Origin of the sequence: Thermosediminibacter litoriperuensis, assembly GCF_008124715.1 — a bacterium.
Taxonomy (GTDB): Bacteria; Bacillota; Thermosediminibacteria; order Thermosediminibacterales; family Thermosediminibacteraceae; genus Thermosediminibacter; species Thermosediminibacter litoriperuensis.
In genome coordinates this window covers 59,407-83,278 of the sequence record NZ_VNHO01000011.1, presented here as the reverse complement: position 1 = coordinate 83,278, position 23,872 = coordinate 59,407, and the positions used below count along the sequence as shown (strand labels likewise).

The following is a 23,872-nucleotide window of genomic DNA, read 5'->3' as shown; positions in this document are numbered from 1 at the left end:
GCGTCTTATGGGTAGGATAATTGGCATAGATCTTGGTACGACCAACTCTGTGGCTGCATACATGGAAGGCGGCCAGCCGGTGGTAATACCCAATACCGAGGGTTCGAGGACCACCCCGTCGGTCGTCGCTTTCACCAAGGACGGCCAGCGGCTGGTTGGTCAGATGGCCAAAAGGCAGGCGATACTTAATCCGGATAGAACCGTGATATCGATAAAAAGGCAAATGGGCACCGATTACAAGGTAAACATAGACGGCAAGCTCTATACCCCCCAGGAGATTTCAGCTATGATTTTGCAGAAAATAAAACAGGATGCGGAAGCATACCTGGGGGAAAAGATAACCCAGGCGGTAATTACAGTGCCGGCATATTTTACCGACAGCCAGCGGCAGGCTACCAAAGACGCAGGGAGAATAGCCGGCCTCGAAGTGTTGAGAATAATAAATGAACCCACAGCGGCCGCTTTAGCCTATGGCCTGGATAAAGGGGAAGACCAAACTATTCTGGTCTTCGATCTGGGCGGCGGTACTTTCGATGTTTCCATCCTCGAACTCGGGGACGGAGTTTTCGAAGTAAAGGCCACCAGCGGGAACAACCGTCTGGGAGGCGACGATTTCGATCAGAGGATAATAGATTATATAGCCGGCGAGTTTTACAAAGAACATGGTATAGATCTGCGGAAAGACCGCATGGCGCTGCAAAGACTGAAAGAGGCGGCCGAAAAGGCTAAAATAGAGCTTTCCAGTATGTTTGAGACCACCATCAGCCTGCCCTTCATTACAGCTGACGCCAGTGGTCCCAAGCATATTGAAATGACGCTTACCAGGGCCAAATTCGAAGAGCTTACCAGGGATCTGGTCGAGGCGACTATGGGCCCCACGGAACAAGCTCTCAAGGATGCCGGATTGAGACCGGAGGATATAGATAAGGTTATCCTGGTGGGTGGTTCAACGCGCATACCGGCAGTGCAAGAAGCTATTAAGAAATTCCTAGGTAAAGAACCACATAAGGGCGTTAATCCCGACGAAGTAGTCGCAATGGGCGCCGCCATCCAAGCGGGCGTGCTGGCCGGGGAAGTGCGCGACGTGGTTCTCCTCGACGTGACGCCCCTCTCGCTCGGCATAGAAACTCTCGGCGGTGTATTTACGAAGATAATCGAGAGAAACACCACGATTCCGGTGTCCAGAAGCCAGATCTTCACGACAGCCGCCGACGGTCAGACTACAGTGGATATCCACGTGTTACAGGGCGAAAGGCCTATGGCGGCCGATAATGTAACTCTGGGCAGGTTCCAGCTTACGGGTATCCCGCCGGCCCCCAGAGGGGTCCCGCGCATAGAGGTCAAGTTTGACATCGACGTAAACGGTATAGTGCACGTTTCGGCAAAGGATCTGGGCACCGGGAAGGAGCAGAAGATCACCATCACCTCTTCCACCAATTTAAAAGAAGAAGAAATACAGAGAATGATCAAGGACGCTGAAAAATACGCCGAAGAAGACAGGAAGAGAAAGGAAAAAGTTGAAGCAAAGAATCACGCCGACTCGCTTATCTACCAGTCGGAGAAAATGCTCGATGAACTTAAGGATAAGATAAAACCGGAAGAAGCTGAAAAGGTGAGAAAAGAAATCGAAAACGTGAAAAAGGCTATAGAAAGTGACGATGTAGAAAAGATTAAGAAAGCCACTGATGACCTTACCAAAGCGTTCTATGACATTTCTTCAAGGCTTTACGGGTCTCAGGGAGCCCAGGGCAACCCCGGCCCCGGCACCGGCGGTTTTCAGGCGGGAACGGCCGCGGGCGGCGAGAAGGACGAAAAAGTGGTGGACGCCGATTACAGGTTCGTAAACGAGGACGATAAAAAATAGGCAGTCAGCCCTTTAGGGCTGACTTTTATTGGAGTGATGCCTGTTGAGCAAGAAGGATTACTACGAGATTCTCGGGGTAAGCAGGGAAGCCACGGAAGACGAGATTAAAAAAGCATACAGAAAACTCGCCCGGCAGTACCATCCAGACGTGAACAAAAGCCCCGATGCCGCCGAAAAGTTTAAGGAAATTAACGAAGCTTACGAAGTGCTGAGCGATCCGCAGAAAAGGGCCATGTACGATAAATTCGGCCACGCGGGCGTAGACCCGAATGCTGCTCAAGGGGGGTTCAGTGGCGGAGGCTTCGGAGACTTCAGCGATTTCGATTTCGGCAGGGACATTTTCGGCGATATATTTGAGAGCTTTTTCGGCGGCGGTTTCGGCGAGACCCGGAAAAAGGGTCCGGTGCGCGGAGCCGACGTGAGATACGACCTTGAAATAACGCTGGAAGAGGCCGCCTTTGGAGTCGAAAAAGAGATTGAGGTATTCCGTACCGAAACCTGCCCCAGGTGCGGCGGCAGCGGGGCAAAGCCGGGGACCGGCTCCAGGACCTGTCCCGCCTGCGGCGGAACGGGGCAGGTTAAGCAGATGCAGAACACGCCTTTCGGCAGGTATATCAGCATAACTACCTGCGGGCGGTGCGGCGGCAGCGGTACTGTGATAGAAGAGCCCTGTCCTGGATGCCGCGGGTCGGGCCATGTTAGAGCTGCGCGCAAGATAAAAGTAAAAATACCTCCGGGAGTCGATACGGGCTCACGCCTCAGGTTGAACGGCGAGGGCGAGCCCGGGGTCAGGGGCGGTCCGGCCGGGGACCTCTATGTAATCATTCACGTGAAACCCCACCGGCTTTTTGTGCGCCAGGGGGACGATCTTATTTATGAAGCTCCAGTATCTTTTGTCCAGGCGGCTCTCGGCGATGAGATAGAAGTCCCCACCCTTGACGGTCGTATAAAATTAAAAATACCCGAAGGAACACAGCCGGGTACAAAGTTCCGAATCAAGGGCAAAGGAATGCCCCACCTTAAGGGTTACGGGCGTGGCGATTTACATGTCAAAGTTAATGTGGTAATTCCCAGAAAACTGAGCGACAGGCAGAGAGAATTGTTGAAAAAGTTTGCGGAGATCAGCGGTGAGGATATAAAACAACAACCCAAGGGATTTTTTGATAAAATGAGAGACGCCTTCGGCGTATGAACGGCGGGAGGAAAAAATGAAATGGATAGAGATTAAGGTAAAAACGTCTACCGAAGCCATAGAAGCCATATCCAATATACTCTATGAAGCGGGAGCCGCAGGAGTGGTTATAGAGGACCCAAAAGACCTGCTGAACCGGGACGGAGAAACCTGGGAATACGTGGATATACCCGAGGACATCGACTTTGAGCAGGCCGTGGTTACCGGCTACCTGCCTGAATCCGCGCGACTAAATGACATTCTACGGGAAATCGGACAGAGAATAGCGGATCTTCCGCGATTCGGCCTTGACGTGGGCAGCGGCGAGATGGAGGTATCATTCGTCGATGAAAACGACTGGGCCAATGCGTGGAAAGCTTACTACGACACTATACACATAGGAAAGAGGCTGGTTATAAAACCCTCATGGTTGGATTACGAACCTGAACGAGAAGAAGTGGTTATCGAGCTCGATCCCGGGATGGCCTTCGGCACCGGAACCCATGAAACCACGGCTATGTGCCTCGAATTTCTGGAAAAATATATCGAGGGCGGTGAGACGGTAATCGACGTGGGGTGTGGATCGGGTATACTCTCCATAGCAGCGGCAAAACTGGGTGCCGGAAAAGTGCTGGCCGTCGACAAGGATGAGGTGGCGGTAAAGGTAGCCCGGGAGAATATCAAGAGAAATGACGCGACGCAGGCGGTTGAGGTTATAAAGGGAGAAGGACTGGATGGTGTGGATATTAAAGCCGATATCATAGTCGCCAATATAATCGCCGATGTGATCATAGATTTGGCCGGAGCCGCGGCGTCGAAATTAAAGAACGAAGGCTTATTCATTTCGTCCGGTATAATAAAGAGTAGGAAAGAATCTGTCTATCGTGCCCTTGACAGGGCCGGGCTGGTTGTAATAGAGGAAGCCGAAAAGGGAGACTGGCTGGCGCTGGTATCACGGAAAACGCTATCGGGCGATGGATGAAGGTGATGCCGTATGCCCATTTTTTTTGTTCAGGGGAAGATGAATCCCGGCGATGTGATGGAGATTTCCGGTGAAGACGCCCACCATATCGCCAGGGTTTTGAGGATGGAGAAAGGCGATTTAGTGAGTTTATCCAACGGTGTGGACGCACTGGGCACCGGTCAGATACTGGAATTGATCCCTAAAGATCGCAAAATAAAAGTAAAGGTAATTGAAAAAAATAAATTTGAACCGAGACGCCCGCGCATAACTTTATTTCAGGGTGTTCCAAAAGGGCAAAAATTTGACCTGATATTGCAGAAAAATACCGAACTGGGTGTATCCGAGTTCGTTCCGGTCATCACTGAGCGGACAGTGGTGGAGATCAAGGGGGAGAGCAAATCAAAAAAGGCTGAGCGCTGGCAGAAGATAACCAAAGAAGCCGCAAAACAATGCCGGCGGCCGGATTTACCCGTCGTCAGGGAGCCGGTGGATTTTGATGAATGCCTTGAATTGTTAAAGAATTACCGGATGGTGCTGGTCCCCTGGGAAGGGGAAAGGGGAATATTTTTAAAATCCATTTTGGCTAATGTTCCCCCGGATGTGCCGGATATAGCCGTTCTAATCGGACCCGAAGGAGGGTTTTCCGTGGAAGAGATAGAAAAGGCCAGAAAATCCGGGGCTGTTACGGTAAGTCTGGGTCCGAGGATACTCAGGACTGAAACCGCCGGTTTCGTGGTAACTGCTGTATTGATGTACGAATTAGGTGATCTGGGAGGTGATCGGGGAAGCCATTATGCCTAAAGTAGCTTTTTACACCCTGGGTTGCAAGGTCAATCAGTATGAATCCGATGCAATGGCGGAACTCTTTAAAAAAAGGGGTTATGAACTCGTCGATTTTGACGATGTAGCCGATGTTTACGTCATCAATACCTGTACGGTGACCAACGAAGGTGCCAGGAAATCGAGGCAAATAATAAGGCAGGCTATTAGAAAGAATCCTGAGGCCAAGGTAGCGGTGGTAGGATGCTATGCGCAGCTGGAGGCGGAAGAGGTTTCGTGCATACCCGGCGTTGACGTAGTGGTGGGAACAAAAGATCGCCATAAGATAGTGGATCTGGTAGAACAGGCCGGGAAAAACGACGGGAAAATCATAGAAGTGGAAGATATTATGCATACAAAGAACTTTGAGGAAATAGCCTTCAGAGGACACAGGCAGCGTACCAGGGCCTTTTTAAAAATTCAGGAAGGTTGCAACATGTTCTGTTCCTACTGTATAATACCTTACGTGCGCGGGCCGGTTCGCAGCAGAACGCTGGAGGGTATCATCAGGGAAGCTGAAAACCTGGCGGGGGACGGATTCCAGGAAATTGTGCTCACCGGAATACACCTGGGGCTTTACGGGGCGGATTTTAAAGGCGGCCCCACGCTTTACGACGTGATTGAACGGTTATCCAGGATAGAGGGCGTTAAGAGGATCCGCCTGAGTTCCATCGAAGCCATGGAACTGAACAATGACTTTATAAAAAAGCTCGCCTCCATCGACAGCTTCTGCCATCACTTTCACATCCCCCTTCAGAGCGGCAGCGACAGGATATTGAAGCTCATGAACCGCCGTTACACTACGGCGGAATTCGAAGAGAGGCTCCAATTCATCAGGGATGTTATGCCCAATGTAGGCATAACCACCGATGTAATAGTCGGTTTTCCCGGTGAAACCGACGAGGATTTCGAAATGACCCGTGAATTAATTAAAAGATCGGGCTTCAGCAGGCTTCACGTATTCAAATTTTCACCCCGAAAAGGCACACCGGCAGCTGAAATGCCTGAGCAAGTCCCCGCTGCTGTAAAAGAACTACGGAGTCGCGAGCTTATAAAGTTGAGCCGCCGGCTGGAGTGGAACTTTAGAGAGGGCTTTACTGGAAGAGTAATGGACGTGCTTTTTGAAGAAAGGGATAGTCGCGGACTGTACCATGGTCTGACGGGCAACTACATAAGGGTGGCGGTGCGGTCCGACCTGGATCTTCGAAACCTACTACTGCCGGTGCGCCTGGTCGAAAATAGGGACGAATACATTCTGGGGGAAACTAAAAAATTTTAACTCAAGCAGGAAAATCTCTGCCTTGTGTGGAATTAAATCTAATAAACTTTCGAAAAATATCTTTAGGCGTAAAGAAGGAGGTGGAAAAAGTGGACTGCATATTCTGCAGGATTGCACGCAAGGAAGTACCGGCTGCGGTAGTTTACGAAGACGGTGATATCCTGGCTTTTAAGGATATTAATCCCCAGGCCCCCATCCATCTCCTTATTATCCCGAAACAGCACCTGACTTCCATAATGGATATCGACGACAGCAACGGCGACATAGTGAAAAAGATAATAAAAGTGGCAAAAAATCTCGCCCGGGAGAATAATATAGATAACAAAGGCTTTAGACTGGTCGTCAACACGGGAAATGATGGAGGCCAGACAGTGCATCACCTTCATTTTCACCTGTTGGGCGGCAGGTTTATGACATGGCCTCCCGGATGATGCTTGCCAATGACGTAATTTAGATATATTTGTCACATTAAAAGTAGAAGCGGGGGGAGGGAATAGTGATGGCAGAAGTGCGCGTTGGGGAGAACGAGTCGATAGACAGTGCCATAAAAAGGTTCAAGCGCCAGTGTCAGAAAGCCGGCGTGCTCTCTGAACTTCGCAAGAGAGAACACTATGAAAAGCCCAGCGTAAGAAGAAAGAAAAAGTCCGAAGCAGCGCGTCGTAGAAAGTACAGGTAAGGGCCTAAGGAGGTATAGCAGTTGTCCATTAAGGACGTCTTGAATGAAGATATGAAAAGGGCTTTAAAAGAAGGCCAGAAAGAACGGCTTTCCGTAATCCGGATGGCTAGGGCGGCAATAGTTAACGAAGAAAAGGACCGCATGCACGAACTGAGCGACGAAGAAGTGATTGAGGTTCTGTCCAGAGAAGTGAAAAAGCGCAGGGATGCTAAGGAGGAATACGAACGCCTTGGCCGCAGGGATGTAGCAGAGGAGTTGGAAAGGGAGATTAACATCCTGTTGAGTTACCTCCCTCAGCAACTTACCGAGGAAGAGCTGGAAGAAATCGTACGCCAGACCATATTCGAGGTCGGCGCAAACAGCATAAAGGATATGGGCAGAGTTATGAGCGCAGTCCTTCCCAGAGTCAAGGGCAGGGCTGACGGCAGGGCGGTCAACGCCATTGTAAAAAAACTACTTCAGTAAGAAAAAGCTCGGCATTTGCCGGGCTTTGTTATTTGGAGCCTTTTTGTAATGAAATTGCGTTTTCGGGAATAAATTTTAAGAAAGAACTCAGTTGGGAGAAGGATCATTATGAAAAGGACCAACCAGGAGGGTTTAAAGGCAAGGATTTTCGATGCCCTTGAACTACCCAAGGATATCGTCCTGGATCTTCCCCGCATAACCGTCACCGGAAAGGTCGGCGCATTTATTGAAAACCACAAGGGCATATTGGAATACAGTTCTGACAGGGTGTGCATAAATACCAAACTAGGGCCTCTTGTGATAAAAGGGCAGGACCTCATTATAAAGTCGGTTGTAGCCGATGAGATTGTCGTCGAGGGGAAGATCAGGAGCCTCGAGTTTGAAGAATAACCCGGGGGGAAACAGGGTGTTGCTCATTAAACTATGGAATTGTTTACGGGGATATGTTATTATTAAGATAGTAGGGCCGTACGGTGAAAGGCTTATAAACCAGGCCGCATTGCACGGCCTTTACCTCTGGGATGTAAAAAGGGTCGATAAAGACGCACTTTTAGCAAAGATCAGCGTGCGAGGATTTTTCGAGCTTCGCCCCCTTGCGAGAAAAGCCAGGTGCAGAATTTTTATAGTACAGAGGAGAGGTCTATTTTTCCACTTATACAGGATGAGAAGGCGTCAGGCGTTCATACTGGGGGCCCTGCTTTTTATAGCAGTAATGTACATCCTTTCGTCGATCGTATGGAGCGTGCAGGTAAATACCCAGGATGACACCTTGAAACTTTCGATTCTCAAAGACCTGGAGGAGTGGGGGTTAAAGCCGGGGGTTTTTAAACATAATATTGACAAAAAATATTATCTTGATAAAATACTTCTTAATTATAAAAATATTGCCTGGGCAGAACTTGAAATAAGGGGCGCCAGGGTAATAATAGACCTGGTCAATAAAGAGATGCCGCCCCGGATCGAAGACGACACTCCGTGCAACATAGTAGCTTCAAAAGATGGAGTAATCGAAGAAGTGATTCCTTTCAGGGGTGAGGCTGTTGTAAAGCCGGGAGACACGGTAAGTAAGGGGGATGTGCTGATTTCGGGCAGCGTCACCCTAGCTGGAAGGGATAATACGGAAGACCGGATGCTCGTCCGGGCAAGAGGTATTGTGAAGGCAAGGGTATGGTACCGAAAATCGGTAGAAGTTCCACTGGTCGAATTTAGAAAGTCTTATACCGGAAGGGTAAAAAAAGCGTACAGGCTCAAGCTGGGGAACCACGAAATCGATATCCAGTGGGGAGACCTGAAATTCCCCGCCTATGTTGAAGAAAACCTGCCGGAAAGGCACATCCTGCCTCCTGGTTTAGGGAATGTGAGGTTCAATGTGGTCCTCTACCGGGAGATAAAGGAAGAAAGACGGTTTCTAGGTGTGGAGGGGGCTGCGGAAGAGGCGAGGAAAAAGCTGTCAGAAGAACTTCGGGATTTGCCTGAGGATCTTCAGGTTGTTCAGAAGAAAATGGAATTTACTTTGAACCCGGATAAACAGTCCGTTATAGGTACCCTGATGTTGGAGGTTATAGAGGACATCGGGGTGGAGCAAAAGATTGACTAAGCGAAACAGGGAGGAAGTTTTTATTGAGCAAAAATTTGGCGGAAGCCAAGGTGTGCATCGATAATATTAAGAATATGGTTAATCTGTTCGGAAGCCGGGATGAGAATATTAAATTTATAGAAAAAGAGTTTGACGTCAGGATAATAACAAGGGGCGGAGAAATCCTTATACTTGGCGACAAGGAGAATGTGGTAGCGGCTGAAAGGCTTCTTTACCAACTGATAAATGTCTTAAATGGAGGAAATTCTTTGACTTCATCGGATATCAGGTATATCTCCAAGCTTACCAAAGAGGGGCAGGAAGGAAAAATCACCGACCTTTATGACGACGTGATATGCATCACCCACAGGGGAAAACCGATTAAACCGAAAACGATAGGGCAGAAGTTGTACGTAAAGGCGATCAAACAAAATGACATCGTATTCTGTATAGGCCCGGCGGGCACAGGTAAAACTTATCTCGCCATGGCTCTGGCGGTTAACGCCTTTAAAGAAAAGGAGGTTAGCCGTATTATACTTACACGCCCAGCCGTGGAAGCAGGAGAAAAACTCGGATTTCTGCCGGGGGATCTGCAGGAAAAAGTGGACCCCTATCTCAGACCCCTTTACGACGCCCTCTACGATATACTCGGTGTGGAGACCTTCCAGCGATATATGGAAAAGGGAATAATAGAAGTGGCTCCCCTGGCCTACATGAGGGGAAGAACCCTTGACGATTCCTTTATAATTCTGGATGAGGCCCAGAACACTACATCCGAACAAATGAAAATGTTTCTGACCCGCCTGGGGTTCGGCTCAAAGGCGGTGATTACCGGCGATATAACCCAGGTGGATCTCCCCAAGGGGATATACTCAGGCCTCGAAGAGGTCCAGGTTATACTGAAAGGCATCGAGGGCATTGAATTTATCTACCTGAGCGACAAAGATGTGGTGCGCCACGAAGTTGTTCAAAAAATAATAAAAGCCTACGAAAGGTACGAAGAAACCCGAAAAACCCAATGAGGAGCTGGTGCTGTGTCTATTATTCTTGGACGCGGCTGGTCAAAAATAAAAATGATAAAAACGAATAAAAAACTCTTATCTAATCGCGCCTTCCAGAAATCTATGGTGGGGGCCGCGTTTTTTTTGGCGATAACAGCTCTTATTCTGGCGAATACACTACCAAGAAAATACGATCTGAATGTGGGAGATATAGTCCAGGAAGACATCGTTGCGCGGAAAGACGCTATAGATACCGTTGCGACCCGCAAATTGCAGATGGCTGCCGCTAAATCTGTCCCCGAAAAGTACACCCTCGACCAGAACATCACCAGGGAAGTTAAGAATAAGGTAACGGAAATTTTCAATACGGTTAGAGACGTTCAGTCCAGGGATTTTATGGACAATGCCGCCAAAATAAAGACTTTAAAGCTCATGATCCCCGGCGAGCTGTCCGACGAAACTTACTCGGTGCTGTTAAATATGAGCGGCCCCGGTTTAAAAGAGCTGGAAACAGTTACCAAAGCAGTTATAGAAACCGTGATGGACGACGGGGTCAAGGAAGAATCCATAGACAGGGCGAAAGCCTTTATAATAGAGGAATTTAAGGGTGTCAGCCTCTCCCAGTCCGTGAAAAACGCGGGTGAGGATATCGCTTTTGCCGTAATCAGACCTAATATGATATTCGATAAGGAAGCCACCCAGAGGGAGCAAAAGGCGGCCATGGAGGCAGTAGATCCCGTCAAGATCACAAAGGGGCAGGTGCTGGTCGAAAAGGGGAAACCGGTGACGGCCGAACAGATAGAACTCTTAAAGGAATTAGGGCTTCTGGCCCTGGACAATTCTTCGTACTTTACGATGATCCTAGGCGTTATCCTCCTTGTGGCGATTTTAGAGGTTATGTTGATTCTTGACGTGTACTTGTTCCACCGGGACCTCTACGAAAACGTATCATACCTGGGATTGCTGGCTCTGGTCATAGTATCAACTCTTTTCATCTCCACCGCTTTTAAGACCATATCGAACTTTTTAATACCTCTGGCAGCCGGGAGTATGCTGATTTCCATACTCATAAACCCATCTATGGCTATCATTTCCAGCTTTATAATGTCGATAGCCGTGGGGGTAATCCTGGGTAATGATTTTATAAGCGCCCTTGTAGCCTTGCTCGGCGGGCTCACGGGAGTGTTTTATACTAACAAAGTCTCCCAGAGAAGCGATTTAACCAAGGCGGGCGGCCTTGTAGGCGTGGTGAACTTCCTCGTAATCCTCAGCCTGGGGCTGTTAAACAACAGTTCTATGTGGGACATGGCCAGGCAGAGCTTTTGGGGTATAGCCAACGGGTTTTTATCTTCGATTTTAACGGTAGGCATATTGCCTTTTCTGGAAAACACCTTTGGCATAACAACTTCCGTCAAGCTTCTGGAACTCTCCAACCCAAATCAGCCTTTGTTGCGCCGGTTGCTGCTGGAAGCTCCGGGAACTTACCATCATTCCATAATCGTGGGGAATCTCGCCGAAGCTGCAGCCGAAGCCGTGGGTGGAGATTCACTGCTGGCGCGGGTGGGTGCCAGTTACCACGATATAGGAAAACTAAAGCGGCCGTATTTTTTTATCGAAAACCAGCTGACTTCCGATAATCCCCATGACAAACTGAACCCCACACTGAGTGCGCTGATAATCACCTCCCACGTAAAGGACGGTATCGATATAGCGCGGCAGTACAACCTGCCTCCTATAATCCAGGACTTCATCATCCAGCACCACGGCACCTCGCTGCTTACGTTTTTCTATAAAAAAGCATTGGACGGCGACGCTGAGAAAAGGCTGGAAGAGAACAGCTTCCGCTATGAAGGGCCAAAACCGCAGACCAAGGAAGTCGCCATAGTGATGCTGGCCGATTCCGCCGAGGCAGCGGTGAGGTCAATGACCAAGCCCACACCAGGTAAGATTGAGGGGCTCGTAAGGCAGATAATTAGGGAAAAACTGGCCGACGGTCAGCTTGACGAGAGCAATCTGACGTTAAAGGATCTCGACAAAATAGCCGCGGCCTTTTCGAGGGTGCTGATGGGCATATTCCACACTCGCATTGAGTACCCGGAAAAGCTAAGGGAATTGGAAAGGAAGGGTTGATTTTGGCTACAGTGGTGATAAGCAATCTGCAGGACAGGATTGCCGTCGACGAAAAATTAGAGGAAGTGGTCAGAAAGATCGTTGAGTTCGCATTGGACTTCGAGGGGGCAGTAGCCGAGGTGGAAGTGGGCGTGGTCTTCGTGGACAATGCTTATATACGTGAATTGAACAGGTCTTACAGGGGAAAAGATTTACCGACGGATGTGCTGTCTTTTCCCATGAGGGAAACCAGCACTGACGAACTCTTTGACGGCAATGAGGAAGTGGAGCGCTTGCTCGGGGATATAGTAATTTCCCTGGAAAAAGCCCGGGAACAGGCGGACGCCTTCGGTCACTCCTTTGAAAGGGAAGTAGGATATCTTGTCGTTCACGGAGTTCTGCATCTTCTGGGATACGACCACGAGGAGGAACGGGATAAAAAAATAATGAGAGAAAAGGAGGAAGAGGTGCTCCGAGCCTTCAGGCTTACTCGTGAGGAATTTCAGCTATGAAGAAAGCTAGGACGCTTCTCGAAAGTTTTGTCTACGCTGTTTCGGGGGTTCTTTACTCTCTAAAGACTCAGCGAAACCTCAGGATCCACTTTCTTACTGCTTTTTTGGTAATGGCAGCAAGCAGATATTTCGGTTTGAGCCCCCTGGAGCTGGCGGCAGTGTTTTTCGCCGTATCTCTTGTGATAATCACCGAAATGATAAATACGGCCGTGGAGACTACGGTTGACATGATAACCGAAAGATACCACCCGCTGGCCAGAATAGCCAAAAATGTGGCGGCCGGTGCTGTGCTGGTCGCGGCCCTGAACGCCGTTGTAATCGGTTACCTGATTTTTTTTGACAGGATCCGGCCGCTGCTCTTCCCGCTGCAAAAAGCGCTGTTCGGCAGGTAAAACCGGTTTACATTGAGAAGTGGGGGTGCAGGTCTTGAAGAAAAATTATATTAATTATATTGCGATACTGGCGTTTTTTTTCCTTTTGACCGCCGGCTGCGGGAGAACTGGCGGTGATAAAACGCCCACAGCCGAAACACCGGTCTTGACCCCGAGCGAGCAGAGCGAACCGGCGATAGAGGAGCTTATGGTTAAAAACCCTCTGACAGGTCTGGGTATGGATAAAGACAGGGGGGGCAGGAGACCTCTGGCCGTAATGATAGAAAACGAAACGAGCGCAAGACCTCAGTCGGGTTTAAACAAGGCCGATGTGGTATATGAAGCCCTGGCCGAGGGAGGTATTACCAGGTTCCTTGCCGTTTACCTGGGGGAAGATGCCGGTGAGATAGGACCCGTGAGGAGTGCTAGGCCTTACTTCATAGACTTTGCCATGGAATACGATCCCGTTTACGTCCATTATGGGGCAAGCCAGTCGGCCTATTCGGACCTTCAGAAAAACAGGAATATACACGCTATAGATGGCATATACGACCGCGTCACCTTCTGGAGGGACAAAACCCGAAAAGCGCCTCACAACGCTTACACCAGCACCGAAAATATCCTGGAAACCGCCCAAAAGCGCGGGTACCTTAAACCAATTGACCTCAAAAGGTGGGAATTTAACGAAGGAGGAGATTCGCTTCCCGGCGAGTCCCTTAAGGAATTTGAGCTGGTCTACTTCAAAAATTATACGGTAAAGTACGTCTACGATGAAGACAAAGAGGCTTATGTAAGGTACATAAACGAAAAACCCCATACCGACAGAAAGACCGGGGATCCCATCGTTGTAAAAAATATCATCCTTCAATTCATGGACACCCGGGTGATCGATTCGGAAGGCAGGCTTGCCATAAAGACCACCGGGTCCGGCACCGGTTATTATATAAGCAACGGAAGCTATACCCGTATTAAATGGCAGAAACCTGGGCGTTTCGAAAAGACCGAGTACACCGTTGAAGGGGGCGGCCAATTAAAGTTAAATCCGGGAAATACCTGGATTCAGATACTGCCGTCTCAGGATAAATTTAAAATAAGCGATTAGAGCTTGCGCCATATATTTTCGGTTGTGACAAATCCTTTTCCGGTTAAGTGAGGTATTATTGCACATGGGACTTTATACGACAGAAGCCGTGGTGCTTGGCTACAGGGATCTGGGAGAAGCCGATAGAATACTGACGCTTTTTTCGCCCGAAAGGGGTAAGATCCATGCGGTGGCGAGAGGCGTCCGGCGGCCCAGGAGTCCTCTGATGGCCGGCACACAGCTTTTTTCCTACAGTAAATTTCTCCTGGTGGAGGGTAGAAATTTGGATTCCATAAGCCAGTGTGAGCTTAAGGAATCCTTTTTTAGAATAAGGGAAGACCTGGATAGGATGGCTTACGGATCTTACTTTGCCGAGCTTTTGCGCATTTCAACCCGTGAATCCGATAAAAGCGAGGAACTTTTCCGCTTTTTCATGAAGGTGCTGTATCTGCTACAGGTGTGGGAAGATCTGGACTTTATGGCTCGCATATTCGAGTTAAAGTTGATGGCCCTTCAAGGATATACGCCCCAGATTTTATATTGCGTAAATTGCAGGAATGATGAGTTGAAAGAAATCCGGTTCAGCCACGCTTTGGGAGGAATTTTGTGTGAAAAATGCAGGGGAAGCGATGAAAAGTCCGTTGTAATTTCACGGGCGGCTCTGATGATGATGAGGAGAATGCTCAAAGGGAAATTCGAAGACCTTGCGAACCTAAAGGTGGAAGATGGCTTGAAGGGGGAACTCAAAGCAGCGCTTACAGGTTTTGTACTGCACCACATGGAACGCATGCCTCGGACCCTGCGTTTCCTGGAGGACATCGTCAAAATATCGTATAAATGAAGGAGGAAGAAATTTGCAAGCCATTTTAGATTCGTTTAGGGGCAAGAGTAAATATATATTCTTCTCGACAGTTCTGTTCGCGGCTGGGGCGGTTCTGGGTTATGCAGTGTTTTGGCAGAACCCCAAGGTAATCCTGTCGAACCTGGATAGGATCCTGGGGAACATACTAAAGATCAGCGATGCGGTAGAGAATGCGAATAAGCTTTACGTCTTAGGCTTGATATTTCAGAACAATTTGAGGGCTTTACTCGTAATGGTATTCGGTGGCGTCGCCTTCGGACTGGTGCCGCTGTTTGCGGTACTGTTCAACGGTTTCGTCGTAGGGCTGATACTAGCCCTCAATTTTTATTCCGGGCAGTCTCTTTCCTTTTTCCTGGCCGCTTTGCTTCCCCATGGTATTCTGGAACTGCCGGCAATTCTGGTGGGCGCTGCTTTCGGTTTTAAAATAGGATTCGAACTTTTTTCACCTCGCGGTAAAACCCGGTTTGAAGCGCTAAAGGAAAACTTAAAAGAGGGTGTTCTCGCCCTCGGAATTCTAATCCCTGTCCTTTTCCTGGCCGCCTTGATAGAAGCTGTGATTACGCCTCTGATCGCCAGGTCGTTTTTATGAAATATAGTATACTTTTTTGAGTAATTGTGATATACTTATTACTTGAATAGCCAATTTTACCGCACTTTTTGAAGGCATGTTCTGGAAGGGAGGGAGGACCAATAGAATTAACACCCAGGCAAATGTTAATAATTGATATTGTAAAAAAACACGAACCCATAACCAGTGAAGAAATAGCGGCAAAGCTCAATATCACAAGAGCCGCTTTAAGACCCGACCTCTCTATACTTACCATGGCGGGCATCCTCGAAGCCAGGCCGCGGGTAGGTTACTTTTTTGCCGGCAAGAACACAAAGAGCCTGCTAGCGGAAAAGGTAAGGAGCATAAAGGTCAGCGAGATTAAGGCTGTACCTGTTGTGATAAAAGAAGAAACATCAGTATACGATGCTATTGTGACGCTGTTTCTGGAGGACGTCGGCACGCTTTTCGTCGTCCAAGAGGACGGCAGCCTGTGCGGTGTGGTTTCGCGAAAGGACCTGCTCAAGATAGCGATAGGAAACGCCGATATAAGGCAGATACCCGTGAGCGTAATTATGACCAGGATGCCGAATCTGGTCACGGTAACGATGGAGGAAAGCGCTTTTGATGCGGCGCGCAAAATAGTCGAACATCAGGTGGATGCCCTACCGGTGGTTAAGCTGAAAGAGGCTGAAGGGAAAGTAAAATACGAAGTTGTAGGTAAGGTCACCAAAACCACAATAACCAAGCTCTTTGTTGAACTAGGAAGAGTTTAAAGGGGGGATTCAAAATAGTTAGCTTAGGCGAATCCGTAATTTTTGCCGTATCAGATTCTATAGGGGAAACGGCTGAGCTGGTTGCTCGGGCCGCTACGGTGCAGTTCAATTCAGGGCATGTGGAGATCAGAAGATATCCATTTGTAACCGACATAGAGTATGTCAAGGAAGTAATCGAGGAAGCCAGGAAATTAAAAAATTGCGCAATAATTTGTACCATAGTACTGCCTGAAATCAGGAAAAGCCTGGTAGAGCTCGCCGAAGCCAACAATATCCCCATTATAGACATAATGGGACCTATGATTGATATAGTTTCTAAAATAACGAGCATCAAGCCGAAACTCGAACCCGGTCTGGTGAGGAAGATCGACGAAGACTATTTCAAAAAAATAGAGGCGATAGAATTTGCGGTAAAATACGACGACGGTAAGGACCCGAGGGGCCTTGCCAAAGCCGATGTGGTGCTAATAGGGGTGTCCAGGACGTCTAAAACTCCGCTGTCTATGTACCTTGCCCATAAGAGGCTTAAGGTGGCCAATCTGCCTCTTGTACCCGAAGTTTCTCCCCCCGAGGAGCTGTTTCAACTACCTCCCGGGACCGTCGTGGGCCTTACAATAAGCCCCGAAATCCTTTATAAGATTCGGCAGGAAAGGCTGAAAGCTTTAGGGCTGAGCAGCGATGCCACGTATGCCAGTATGGATAGAATTTTAAAGGAGCTAGAGTACGCCGACGGTATAATGAAAAAAATCAGCTGCCCCAGGATTGACGTTTCTAATAAGGCAGTTGAGGAAGTTGCTGCCAGAATCCTGGAGATCATCAGGAGGGGAGAAGACTGGTGAAAAAATACGTTTTTAAGTTTAATGAGGGAAGAGCTTCAATGAAAAACCTGCTGGGCGGCAAAGGAGCCAACCTGGCGGAAATGATCCATATAGGTCTGCCGGTACCTCCGGGATTTACCGTGACCACCGAGGCTTGTACGCGATACTACTCAGAAGGAGAAAAAATTGCCGAGGATATCCTCCAGCAGACTTTCGACGTCCTTGGAGATCTGGAGAGGGAGACCGGTAAAACGCTGGGGAGTCCCGGTAACCCGCTGCTGGTCTCCGTCAGGTCCGGAGCGCCGGTGTCCATGCCGGGCATGATGGATACTATACTAAATCTAGGGTTAAACGACGAAACGGTAGAGGGTCTCGCCCGTTCAACGGGTGACAGACGTTTTGCCTATGACTGCTACCGCAGGTTTATACAGATGTTCGGAAATGTGGTGCTGAACATAGAGCACGGGAGATTCGAGGATATAATAAACGATATTAAGAGGAGAAGGAGCTTTACCAGTGATACGGAGCTGAGCGCCGAAGACTGGCAGGAAGTGATAAAGTCTTACAAGGATCTGGTAATGAAGCATACCGGCCGGGAATTCCCACAGGACCCTAGAGAGCAGCTCGTGATGGCGATGGAAGCGGTATTTCGTTCCTGGAACAACCATAGAGCTATCGTTTACAGGAAAATAAACAAAATACCCGACGAACTGGGAACTGCGGTAAACGTCCAGGTCATGGTGTTCGGGAACATGGGAGAAGATTCCGGAACTGGTGTAGCCTTTACGAGAAATCCCTCGACGGGAGAAAAGGAAATTTACGGTGAGTTTCTGATCAATGCTCAGGGCGAAGACGTGGTGGCGGGGATCAGAACTCCGAGAAATATAAAAGAGCTGGCTGCCCTTATGCCCGACGTTTACCGGCAGCTGACGGCTGTTTCCGATCTTTTAGAAAAGCACTATAAGGATATGCAGGACATCGAATTCACCGTAGAAAAAGGCAAACTGTACCTGCTGCAGACCCGCAATGGGAAAAGAACGGCGGCAGCTGCCGTTAAAATAGCGGTAGATATGGTAAAGGAAGGCCTGATTTCCAAAGAGGAGGCCGTGCTGAGGGTGTCGCCCGAGCATGTGGTTTCTCTGCTGCACAGGAGGATAGACTCCGAAGCCAGAATGGAGGTCATTGCAAAGGGTTTGCCTGCTTCGCCTGGAGCGGCCTGGGGTCATGTGGTCTTTGACCCCGACGAAGCCGAGACCCTGGGACAGCAGGGCCGGAAGGTCATCCTCGTGAGGACCGAGACCACTCCCGATGACATTCACGGCATAGTCATGGCCCAGGGGGTGCTGACCAGTCGCGGCGGTATGACCAGCCATGCCGCTGTAGTGGCCAGGGGTATGGGTAAACCCTGCGTGTGCGGGTGCGACACCATCTCAATCGACTACGAAAAAGGGGAATTCAAAACCGGAGACCTGGTGGTTAAGAAGGGGGATGTAATCTCGATAGACGGGTCCACGGGTAATGTTATATTAGGGAAGGTGCCTATGATAGACCCCGACCTCTCGTCGGAATTCAGGGAACTCCTGGAATGGGCCGATGAATTCAGGGTTCTTTCCGTGCGGGCCAACGCTGATACGCCGGAGGACGCAAGAATCGCCAGGGATTTCGGCGCTGAAGGAATCGGCCTGTGCCGGACCGAGCACATGTTTATGGGACAGGACCGCCTGCCCGTAGTCCAGGAAATGATAATGGCCGAGACCAAGGAAGAAAGGGAGAAGGCTCTGGCTAAATTACTGGCTTTCCAGCGGCGGGATTTTGAAGGCATTCTTGAAGCCATGCGGGACCTGCCGGTGACGATAAGGCTTTTGGATCCGCCGCTTCACGAGTTCCTGCCTGACGCCGAAGAGCTTATCCAGGAAATTGCGGAGTTTAAGGCAAAGGGCGATGCGGAAAACCTGAAGAAAAAGCAGGAAATCCTCAAAAGAGTAAGGGCTCTCAGCGAGTTCAATCCGATGCTTGGCCTGAGAGGATGCCGTTTGGGGATATTGTACCCGGAAATTTACGAAATGCAGGTCAGGGCAATCTTTATGGCAGCGTGCAGCCTGGCTAAAAGGGGCATTAGGGTGCATCCGGAAGTGGAAATCCCGCTGGTGAGCAACGCCAACGAACTGAAGCAGCTTAGAGAACTTGTGGAAAGCACCGCGGCTCAGGTAATGAACGACGAGGGGATAAAGGTTGAGTATAGTATAGGTACAATGATTGAAATACCCAGGGCGTGCATAACCGCCGATGAACTGGCGCATTTCGCAGACTTTTTCTCCTTCGGCACCAACGACCTCACCCAGACCACTTACGGGTTCAGCCGCGACGACGCTGAAGCCAAGTTCCTACCGTATTATATAAACCGCAAGATCCTGACGGAAGATCCCTTTATAGTTCTGGACCGGAGGGGTGTAGGACATCTTATGAAAACCGCCGTCAACCTGGGGAGAGGGGTCAAAGAAAACCTTACCATAGGTATATGCGGCGAACACGGAGGAGAACCGAGTTCCGTGGAGTTCTGCCATGAAATAGGCCTCGACTATGTGAGCTGTTCACCCTACCGGGTTCCGATAGCGAGGCTTGCCGCAGCTCAGGCCGCCCTGAAAAGCGAACAGAACTCTTGAGAGAGGCTATTGATCAGCCTCTCTTTTTTTTCGGAATTTTTTAGTATAATAAAAAATATGATTCCAACTGTAAAATATTTCTGCGCAATGGAGGGCCTTTTATGAATTTCAGGGAAATGACTGAAGAACTGGAAAGGCGGACGCTGTCTCCTTATGCGATGCTGAGCAGCGAAACAAAAGGCAGGAAAGTGGCGGAGGAAAAGTGTACCGTCAGGACCGAATTCCAACGGGATAGAGACAGAATTCTCCACTCAAAGGCTTTCAGGCGCCTGAAACACAAGACCCAGGTTTTCATCTCGCCCGAAGGTGATCATTACAGGACAAGGTTAACCCACACCCTGGAGGTGGCGCAGATAGCGAGGACGATTTCAAGAGCGCTGAGACTCAATGAGGACCTCACCGAAGCCATTGCACTGGGGCATGATCTCGGTCATACGCCCTTCGGCCACACGGGTGAAGACGTTCTGAACAGGCTCATGAAGAACGGCTTCAGGCATGAGGAACAGAGCCTCAGGGTTGTGGAAGTCCTCGAACAGGGGAATGGTTTGAACCTTACGTGGGAAGTGAGAGACGGCATCCTGAATCATACCAGCCGCGGTAACCCCAGTACGTTGGAAGGGCAGGTCGTCAAAATGGCAGATTGGATAGCGTATATAAATCACGATATAGACGACGCAATAAGGGCGGGTATACTTAAGGAAACCGACCTGCCGGCAACCCCCATAAAAATCCTCGGCGATAAACACGCCAGGCGTATAGATGCGATGATAAAAGATATAATTACTGAAAGTTTCCAAAACCCTTTCGTCAGAATGAGCCAGGAGGTTTATGCGGCGACGGTGGAATTAAGGGAGTTCATGTTCGAACGGGTTTACATCGGTTCCAGTGCCAAATCCCAGGAAATTAAAGCCCAGAGAATGGTGGAGCTGCTGTTCGAATACTTTGTAAAAAATCTGGATTCCCTGCCGGCTGAGTTTATCAAGATCGTCGAAAGAGAGGGTGTGGAAAGAGGTGTGTGCGATTACATCGCGGGTATGACCGACAGCTTTGCGGAGCATAAGTTCAGGGAAATCTTCGTGCCTTCGCCATGGCCGATAAGCGTGAAATGAGTGCGGAAATTAATTTTTAGAGAAAAAGAAGGAATATTTATGGTTAATGTAGAATAATCATTATGCGATAGTCAAGTTTGTATTATTTTGAATAAGAGGCAAAGGTCTTACCCCTAATTCTAGTTGCCAAACGACAAGGGGAGATTTTTTTTGGATTGGGCAGGTGGGCACAATGGGCCTCTACTCCGAAGAACTCATAAGGGAAGTTCAGAACAGAGCAGATATTGTAGAAATCGTGTCTGATTACGTTTCCTTGAAAAGAAGCGGCGAAAATTACGTGGGGTTGTGCCCTTTTCACTCGGAGAAAACTCCCTCTTTTACCATAAACCCGAAAAAACAACTTTTCTACTGTTTTGGTTGTGGTGCAGGTGGTAATATATTCTCCTTTCTTATGAAAAAAGAAAACTGGACTTTCCCAGAGGCTTTGAGGTGGCTGGCGGAAAGGGTAGGTGTCCGGCTGCCGGAAGAAGGAACCTGGGGCAAGGTATCAGAGGCTTTCAAGCTAAAACGAGAAATTCTTGAAATTAATAAGCTGGCGGCTGAATTTTTTCACCATAACCTTATAAATACGGCAGAAGGGAAAAGAGCCCGGGAGTATCTGGCGAACCGGGGTATTATTTCGGAAACCGTGGAGAAGTTTTTTCTGGGATACGCACTCCCCTGCTGGGACGGCTTGATAAGATTTATGCGTTCGAAAGGCGTAGGAGATGATGCCCTTTTAAAGGCCGGTCTGATCATCCCTCGCAGGGACGGGAAGGGTTACTACGATAGATTTAGAGATAGGGTCATTTTCCCTATAAAAGATATAACCGGCGGTACAGTAGGTTTTGGCGGGAGGATTTTGGATAAGGGCGAGCCCAAGTACCTGAATTCTCCGGAGACCGCCGTGTTTACCAAAAGGGAGCAGCTTTACGGCCTGCCGGTGGTGATAAAAAAAGGGGGCGCAAGTATCATTCTAGTAGAAGGATATATGGACTGTATTTCCCTGCACCAGAACGGCTTTACGCAAACCGTGGCCTCCCTTGGAACTTCGCTGACCGAACAGCAGGCCAAAATCCTTAAAAGATACTCCGAAGAGGTTATCATAGCATATGACGCCGATACGGCGGGACAATCCGCAACCCTTCGGGGGATCGAGATTCTGGTGAAAGAAGGGTTGAAAGTCAGAGTTCTGAGTTTACCTGAAGGTAAGGACCCCGATGAATTTATCCGCACCAGGGGCAAGGATGCCTTCGCCGAGCAACTATCATCAGCGCTCGATTTTGTGGACTATAAGCTGGACTTGGCTGGAAGGGGCCTTGACTTGCGGACTCGAGACGGAAAAATAAAGTTTATAAAAAAAGCTGTTTCCGTTATTGCGGGCATAGAAAGCCGGGTGGAGAGAGAACTTTATGTTCAGAAGCTTTCAGAAGAACTAAGCATTCCCAGACAGGCCCTGCATGAAGAAATAAATAAGACCATAAATAAAACCACATTGCCAAACATTGGCTTAAAGTATAAAAATAGCCAATTAAGGGATAATAATAAAGAATTGACAAGATTAAAAGCGCTGTCGGGATTTCATAAGGCGGAAAGGGATATCCTGAGGATGATGATAGAGGACGATTCGGCACGGGATAAAATCATGAAGAACCTAACTGCCCACAATTTCGTGAATGCAAAGCGCAGAAAAATCGCAGAGATGATATTCGAAATGGTTAAAAGAAACGAAGCCGTTACGCCCCGCGGAATTTCTCTTAAATTAAAAGACGATCAGGCCGCCGCCGCGGAGCTCGCAAACATACTCATGGAACCCGGCAACATCGATAATGGCATGGTAGACGCCCTGATAAACAGGGTAAAAGAAAATTATTTGAAGTTCGCCATTAAAAAAATAAGAAACGAGATCCATCAGGCGGAGAAAATCGGCGAGGTTAAGAAAGCTTTCAGCCTTCTAAGCACCTATCACAGGCTTAAGCTTGAAATAGAGCAACTAAAGAGAGACTCTTCTAGGAAGGGGGGAACCCGATGACAAAGGGAGAAAAGGAAGTTGAAAAGGTGACGGTAGAGGTGGAAAAGGAAGCTGAAAAAGCCACAAAAGAAGAAAGAGAACCCGAAAAAAAATCGAGATCAGAAAAAAACCGGGAGAAAAAGATCGATAAGATGAAAGCAGTAAAGGAACTTATAGAAAAAGGCAAGAAGACTGGAGTTCTTACTTACAAGGAAATAATGGAAACGTTGGGAGATATTGAGGACTTGGATGCCGAACAGATTGATAAGATATATGAATCCTTCGAGGAGATGGGCATCGAAATTATAAATGACACCGACGATATACCCGATTCCCTTTTGGAAGAGATTCCAGAAGAAGAGCTGGACCTTTCTATCCCTGAGGGAGTGGCCATCGACGATCCCGTGAGAATGTACCTCAAGGAGATCGGCAAAATACCGCTCCTGACTCCGGAAGAAGAAATAGAATTGGCAAAGCGCATAGAGAAGGGAGACAAAGAAGCAAAAAGGCGTCTGGCTGAGGCTAACCTGAGGCTCGTAGTGAGCATCGCTAAAAGGTATGTGGGGAGGGGAATGTTATTCCTGGACCTCATCCAGGAGGGCAATCTGGGTCTCATAAAAGCTGTGGAGAAATTCGATTACCGCAAGGGGTACAAATTCAGTACCTATGCCACCTGGTGGATAAGACAAGCCATAACCCGCGCTATCGCCGACCAGGCCAGGACGATCAGAATTCCTGTCCACATGGTTGAAACTATAAATAAACTAATAAGAGTGTCGCGCCAGTTGCTGCAGGAGCTGGGCAGGGACCCTACGCCGGAAGAGATTGCGGAAGAAATGGAGATGCCGGTGGAAAAGGTAAGGGAGATCATGAAGATCGCCCAGGAGCCGGTTTCTCTGGAGACGCCGATAGGAGAAGAAGAAGACAGCCATCTGGGGGATTTTATCCCCGACGAAGAAGCGCAGGCTCCCGCTGATGCCGCTGCTTACAGGCTTTTGAGGGAACAACTGGAAGACGTACTGGAAACCCTAACTCCACGGGAGGAAAAGGTGTTGAGGCTTCGTTTCGGGCTCGATGACGGCAAACCCAGGACCCTAGAAGAGGTTGGACAGGTTTTCGGCGTTACCCGGGAGAGGATTCGACAGATAGAGGCCAAGGCCTTGAGAAAACTGCGCCATCCGAGCAGGAGCAAAAAACTGAAGGATTTTCTTGAATAAAA

23 protein-coding genes are annotated in these 23,872 nt (G+C 48.8%); all 23 read left to right on the top strand.

Annotation, left to right across the window (positions count from 1 at the left end):
• Positions 1-7 precede the first annotated feature (7 nt).
• The 23 genes from dnaK (at position 8) to rpoD (ending at position 23,870) form a co-directional block, all read left to right on the top strand.
• The gene (gene dnaK, locus LZ11_RS06395) at positions 8-1,864 is read left to right on the top strand and encodes a molecular chaperone DnaK (RefSeq protein WP_148867068.1); all 1,857 of its coding nucleotides are present in this window, start codon (positions 8-10) and stop codon (positions 1,862-1,864) included.
• Positions 1,865-1,907: 43 nt separating this feature from the next.
• Complete coding sequence (gene dnaJ / locus LZ11_RS06390) at positions 1,908-3,056, top strand: molecular chaperone DnaJ (protein WP_148867067.1); 1,149 nt, start codon at positions 1,908-1,910, stop codon at positions 3,054-3,056.
• Positions 3,057-3,072: 16 nt separating this feature from the next.
• Positions 3,073-4,017, top strand: coding sequence for a 50S ribosomal protein L11 methyltransferase (prmA, locus tag LZ11_RS06385; protein WP_148867066.1), 945 nt, complete (start codon positions 3,073-3,075; stop codon positions 4,015-4,017).
• A 12-nt stretch (positions 4,018-4,029) separates the two neighbouring features.
• On the top strand, positions 4,030-4,800 hold the full coding sequence (locus tag LZ11_RS06380; protein ID WP_148867065.1) for a 16S rRNA (uracil(1498)-N(3))-methyltransferase: 771 nt from the start codon (positions 4,030-4,032) through the stop codon (positions 4,798-4,800).
• Entirely contained in the window at positions 4,793-6,097 is a 1,305-nt protein-coding gene (gene mtaB / locus LZ11_RS06375) for a tRNA (N(6)-L-threonylcarbamoyladenosine(37)-C(2))-methylthiotransferase MtaB (protein ID WP_148867064.1), read from the top strand. Before LZ11_RS06380 ends, mtaB begins: the two co-directional genes overlap by 8 nt.
• Positions 6,098-6,186: 89 nt before the next feature.
• Positions 6,187-6,528 (top strand): histidine triad nucleotide-binding protein, encoded by a 342-nt coding sequence (locus LZ11_RS06370; protein WP_148867063.1) that lies wholly within the window; start codon positions 6,187-6,189, stop codon positions 6,526-6,528.
• A gap of 68 nt (positions 6,529-6,596) precedes the next feature.
• On the top strand, positions 6,597-6,773 hold the full coding sequence (gene rpsU, locus LZ11_RS06365; RefSeq protein ID WP_148867062.1) for a 30S ribosomal protein S21: 177 nt from the start codon (positions 6,597-6,599) through the stop codon (positions 6,771-6,773).
• A gap of 21 nt (positions 6,774-6,794) precedes the next feature.
• Positions 6,795-7,238 carry a GatB/YqeY domain-containing protein gene (locus LZ11_RS06360; RefSeq protein WP_148867061.1) on the top strand — a complete coding sequence of 148 codons (444 nt, stop codon included), beginning with the start codon at positions 6,795-6,797 and terminating at the stop codon, positions 7,236-7,238.
• A gap of 108 nt (positions 7,239-7,346) precedes the next feature.
• On the top strand, positions 7,347-7,628 hold the full coding sequence (gene yqfC, locus LZ11_RS06355) for a sporulation protein YqfC (protein WP_148867060.1): 282 nt from the start codon (positions 7,347-7,349) through the stop codon (positions 7,626-7,628).
• 16 nt (positions 7,629-7,644) lie between these two features.
• Positions 7,645-8,835, top strand: a complete 1,191-nt coding sequence (yqfD, locus tag LZ11_RS06350; protein ID WP_148867059.1) for a sporulation protein YqfD — start codon at positions 7,645-7,647, stop codon at positions 8,833-8,835.
• Between the two features lie 74 nt (positions 8,836-8,909).
• On the top strand, positions 8,910-9,836 hold the full coding sequence (locus tag LZ11_RS06345; protein ID WP_148867081.1) for a PhoH family protein: 927 nt from the start codon (positions 8,910-8,912) through the stop codon (positions 9,834-9,836).
• Positions 9,837-9,959: 123 nt separating this feature from the next.
• Positions 9,960-11,945 carry an HD family phosphohydrolase gene (locus LZ11_RS06340; protein WP_246110731.1) on the top strand — a complete coding sequence of 662 codons (1,986 nt, stop codon included), beginning with the start codon at positions 9,960-9,962 and terminating at the stop codon, positions 11,943-11,945.
• 2 nt (positions 11,946-11,947) lie between these two features.
• Complete coding sequence (gene ybeY, locus LZ11_RS06335) at positions 11,948-12,436, top strand: rRNA maturation RNase YbeY (protein WP_148867057.1); 489 nt, start codon at positions 11,948-11,950, stop codon at positions 12,434-12,436.
• The gene (locus LZ11_RS06330; protein WP_148867056.1) at positions 12,433-12,828 is read left to right on the top strand and encodes a diacylglycerol kinase; all 396 of its coding nucleotides are present in this window, start codon (positions 12,433-12,435) and stop codon (positions 12,826-12,828) included. The genes ybeY and LZ11_RS06330 overlap by 4 nt, the downstream gene beginning before the upstream one ends.
• A 25-nt stretch (positions 12,829-12,853) precedes the next feature.
• Positions 12,854-13,909: a DUF3048 domain-containing protein gene (locus tag LZ11_RS06325; protein WP_148867055.1), complete on the top strand. Its 1,056-nt coding sequence runs from the start codon at positions 12,854-12,856 to the stop codon at positions 13,907-13,909.
• Positions 13,910-13,973: 64 nt separating this feature from the next.
• On the top strand, positions 13,974-14,729 hold the full coding sequence (gene recO / locus LZ11_RS06320; RefSeq protein ID WP_148867054.1) for a DNA repair protein RecO: 756 nt from the start codon (positions 13,974-13,976) through the stop codon (positions 14,727-14,729).
• A 13-nt stretch (positions 14,730-14,742) separates the two neighbouring features.
• On the top strand, positions 14,743-15,339 hold the full coding sequence (locus LZ11_RS06315) for a stage II sporulation protein M (protein WP_170240316.1): 597 nt from the start codon (positions 14,743-14,745) through the stop codon (positions 15,337-15,339).
• A gap of 122 nt (positions 15,340-15,461) precedes the next feature.
• Complete coding sequence (gene ccpN / locus LZ11_RS06310) at positions 15,462-16,073, top strand: transcriptional regulator CcpN (protein WP_148867052.1); 612 nt, start codon at positions 15,462-15,464, stop codon at positions 16,071-16,073.
• Positions 16,074-16,087: 14 nt separating this feature from the next.
• Positions 16,088-16,912, top strand: a complete 825-nt coding sequence (locus tag LZ11_RS06305; RefSeq protein WP_148867051.1) for a pyruvate, water dikinase regulatory protein — start codon at positions 16,088-16,090, stop codon at positions 16,910-16,912.
• Positions 16,913-16,950: 38 nt separating this feature from the next.
• Entirely contained in the window at positions 16,951-19,554 is a 2,604-nt protein-coding gene (gene ppdK / locus LZ11_RS06300; protein WP_246110734.1) for a pyruvate, phosphate dikinase, read from the top strand.
• Positions 19,555-19,655: 101 nt separating this feature from the next.
• Positions 19,656-20,663 (top strand): deoxyguanosinetriphosphate triphosphohydrolase, encoded by a 1,008-nt coding sequence (locus tag LZ11_RS06295; protein WP_148867049.1) that lies wholly within the window; start codon positions 19,656-19,658, stop codon positions 20,661-20,663.
• A 172-nt stretch (positions 20,664-20,835) separates the two neighbouring features.
• Complete coding sequence (gene dnaG / locus LZ11_RS06290) at positions 20,836-22,674, top strand: DNA primase (protein WP_148867048.1); 1,839 nt, start codon at positions 20,836-20,838, stop codon at positions 22,672-22,674.
• Positions 22,671-23,870: an RNA polymerase sigma factor RpoD gene (gene rpoD, locus LZ11_RS06285; RefSeq protein ID WP_281282717.1), complete on the top strand. Its 1,200-nt coding sequence runs from the start codon at positions 22,671-22,673 to the stop codon at positions 23,868-23,870. Before dnaG ends, rpoD begins: the two co-directional genes overlap by 4 nt.
• Positions 23,871-23,872 lie beyond the last annotated feature (2 nt).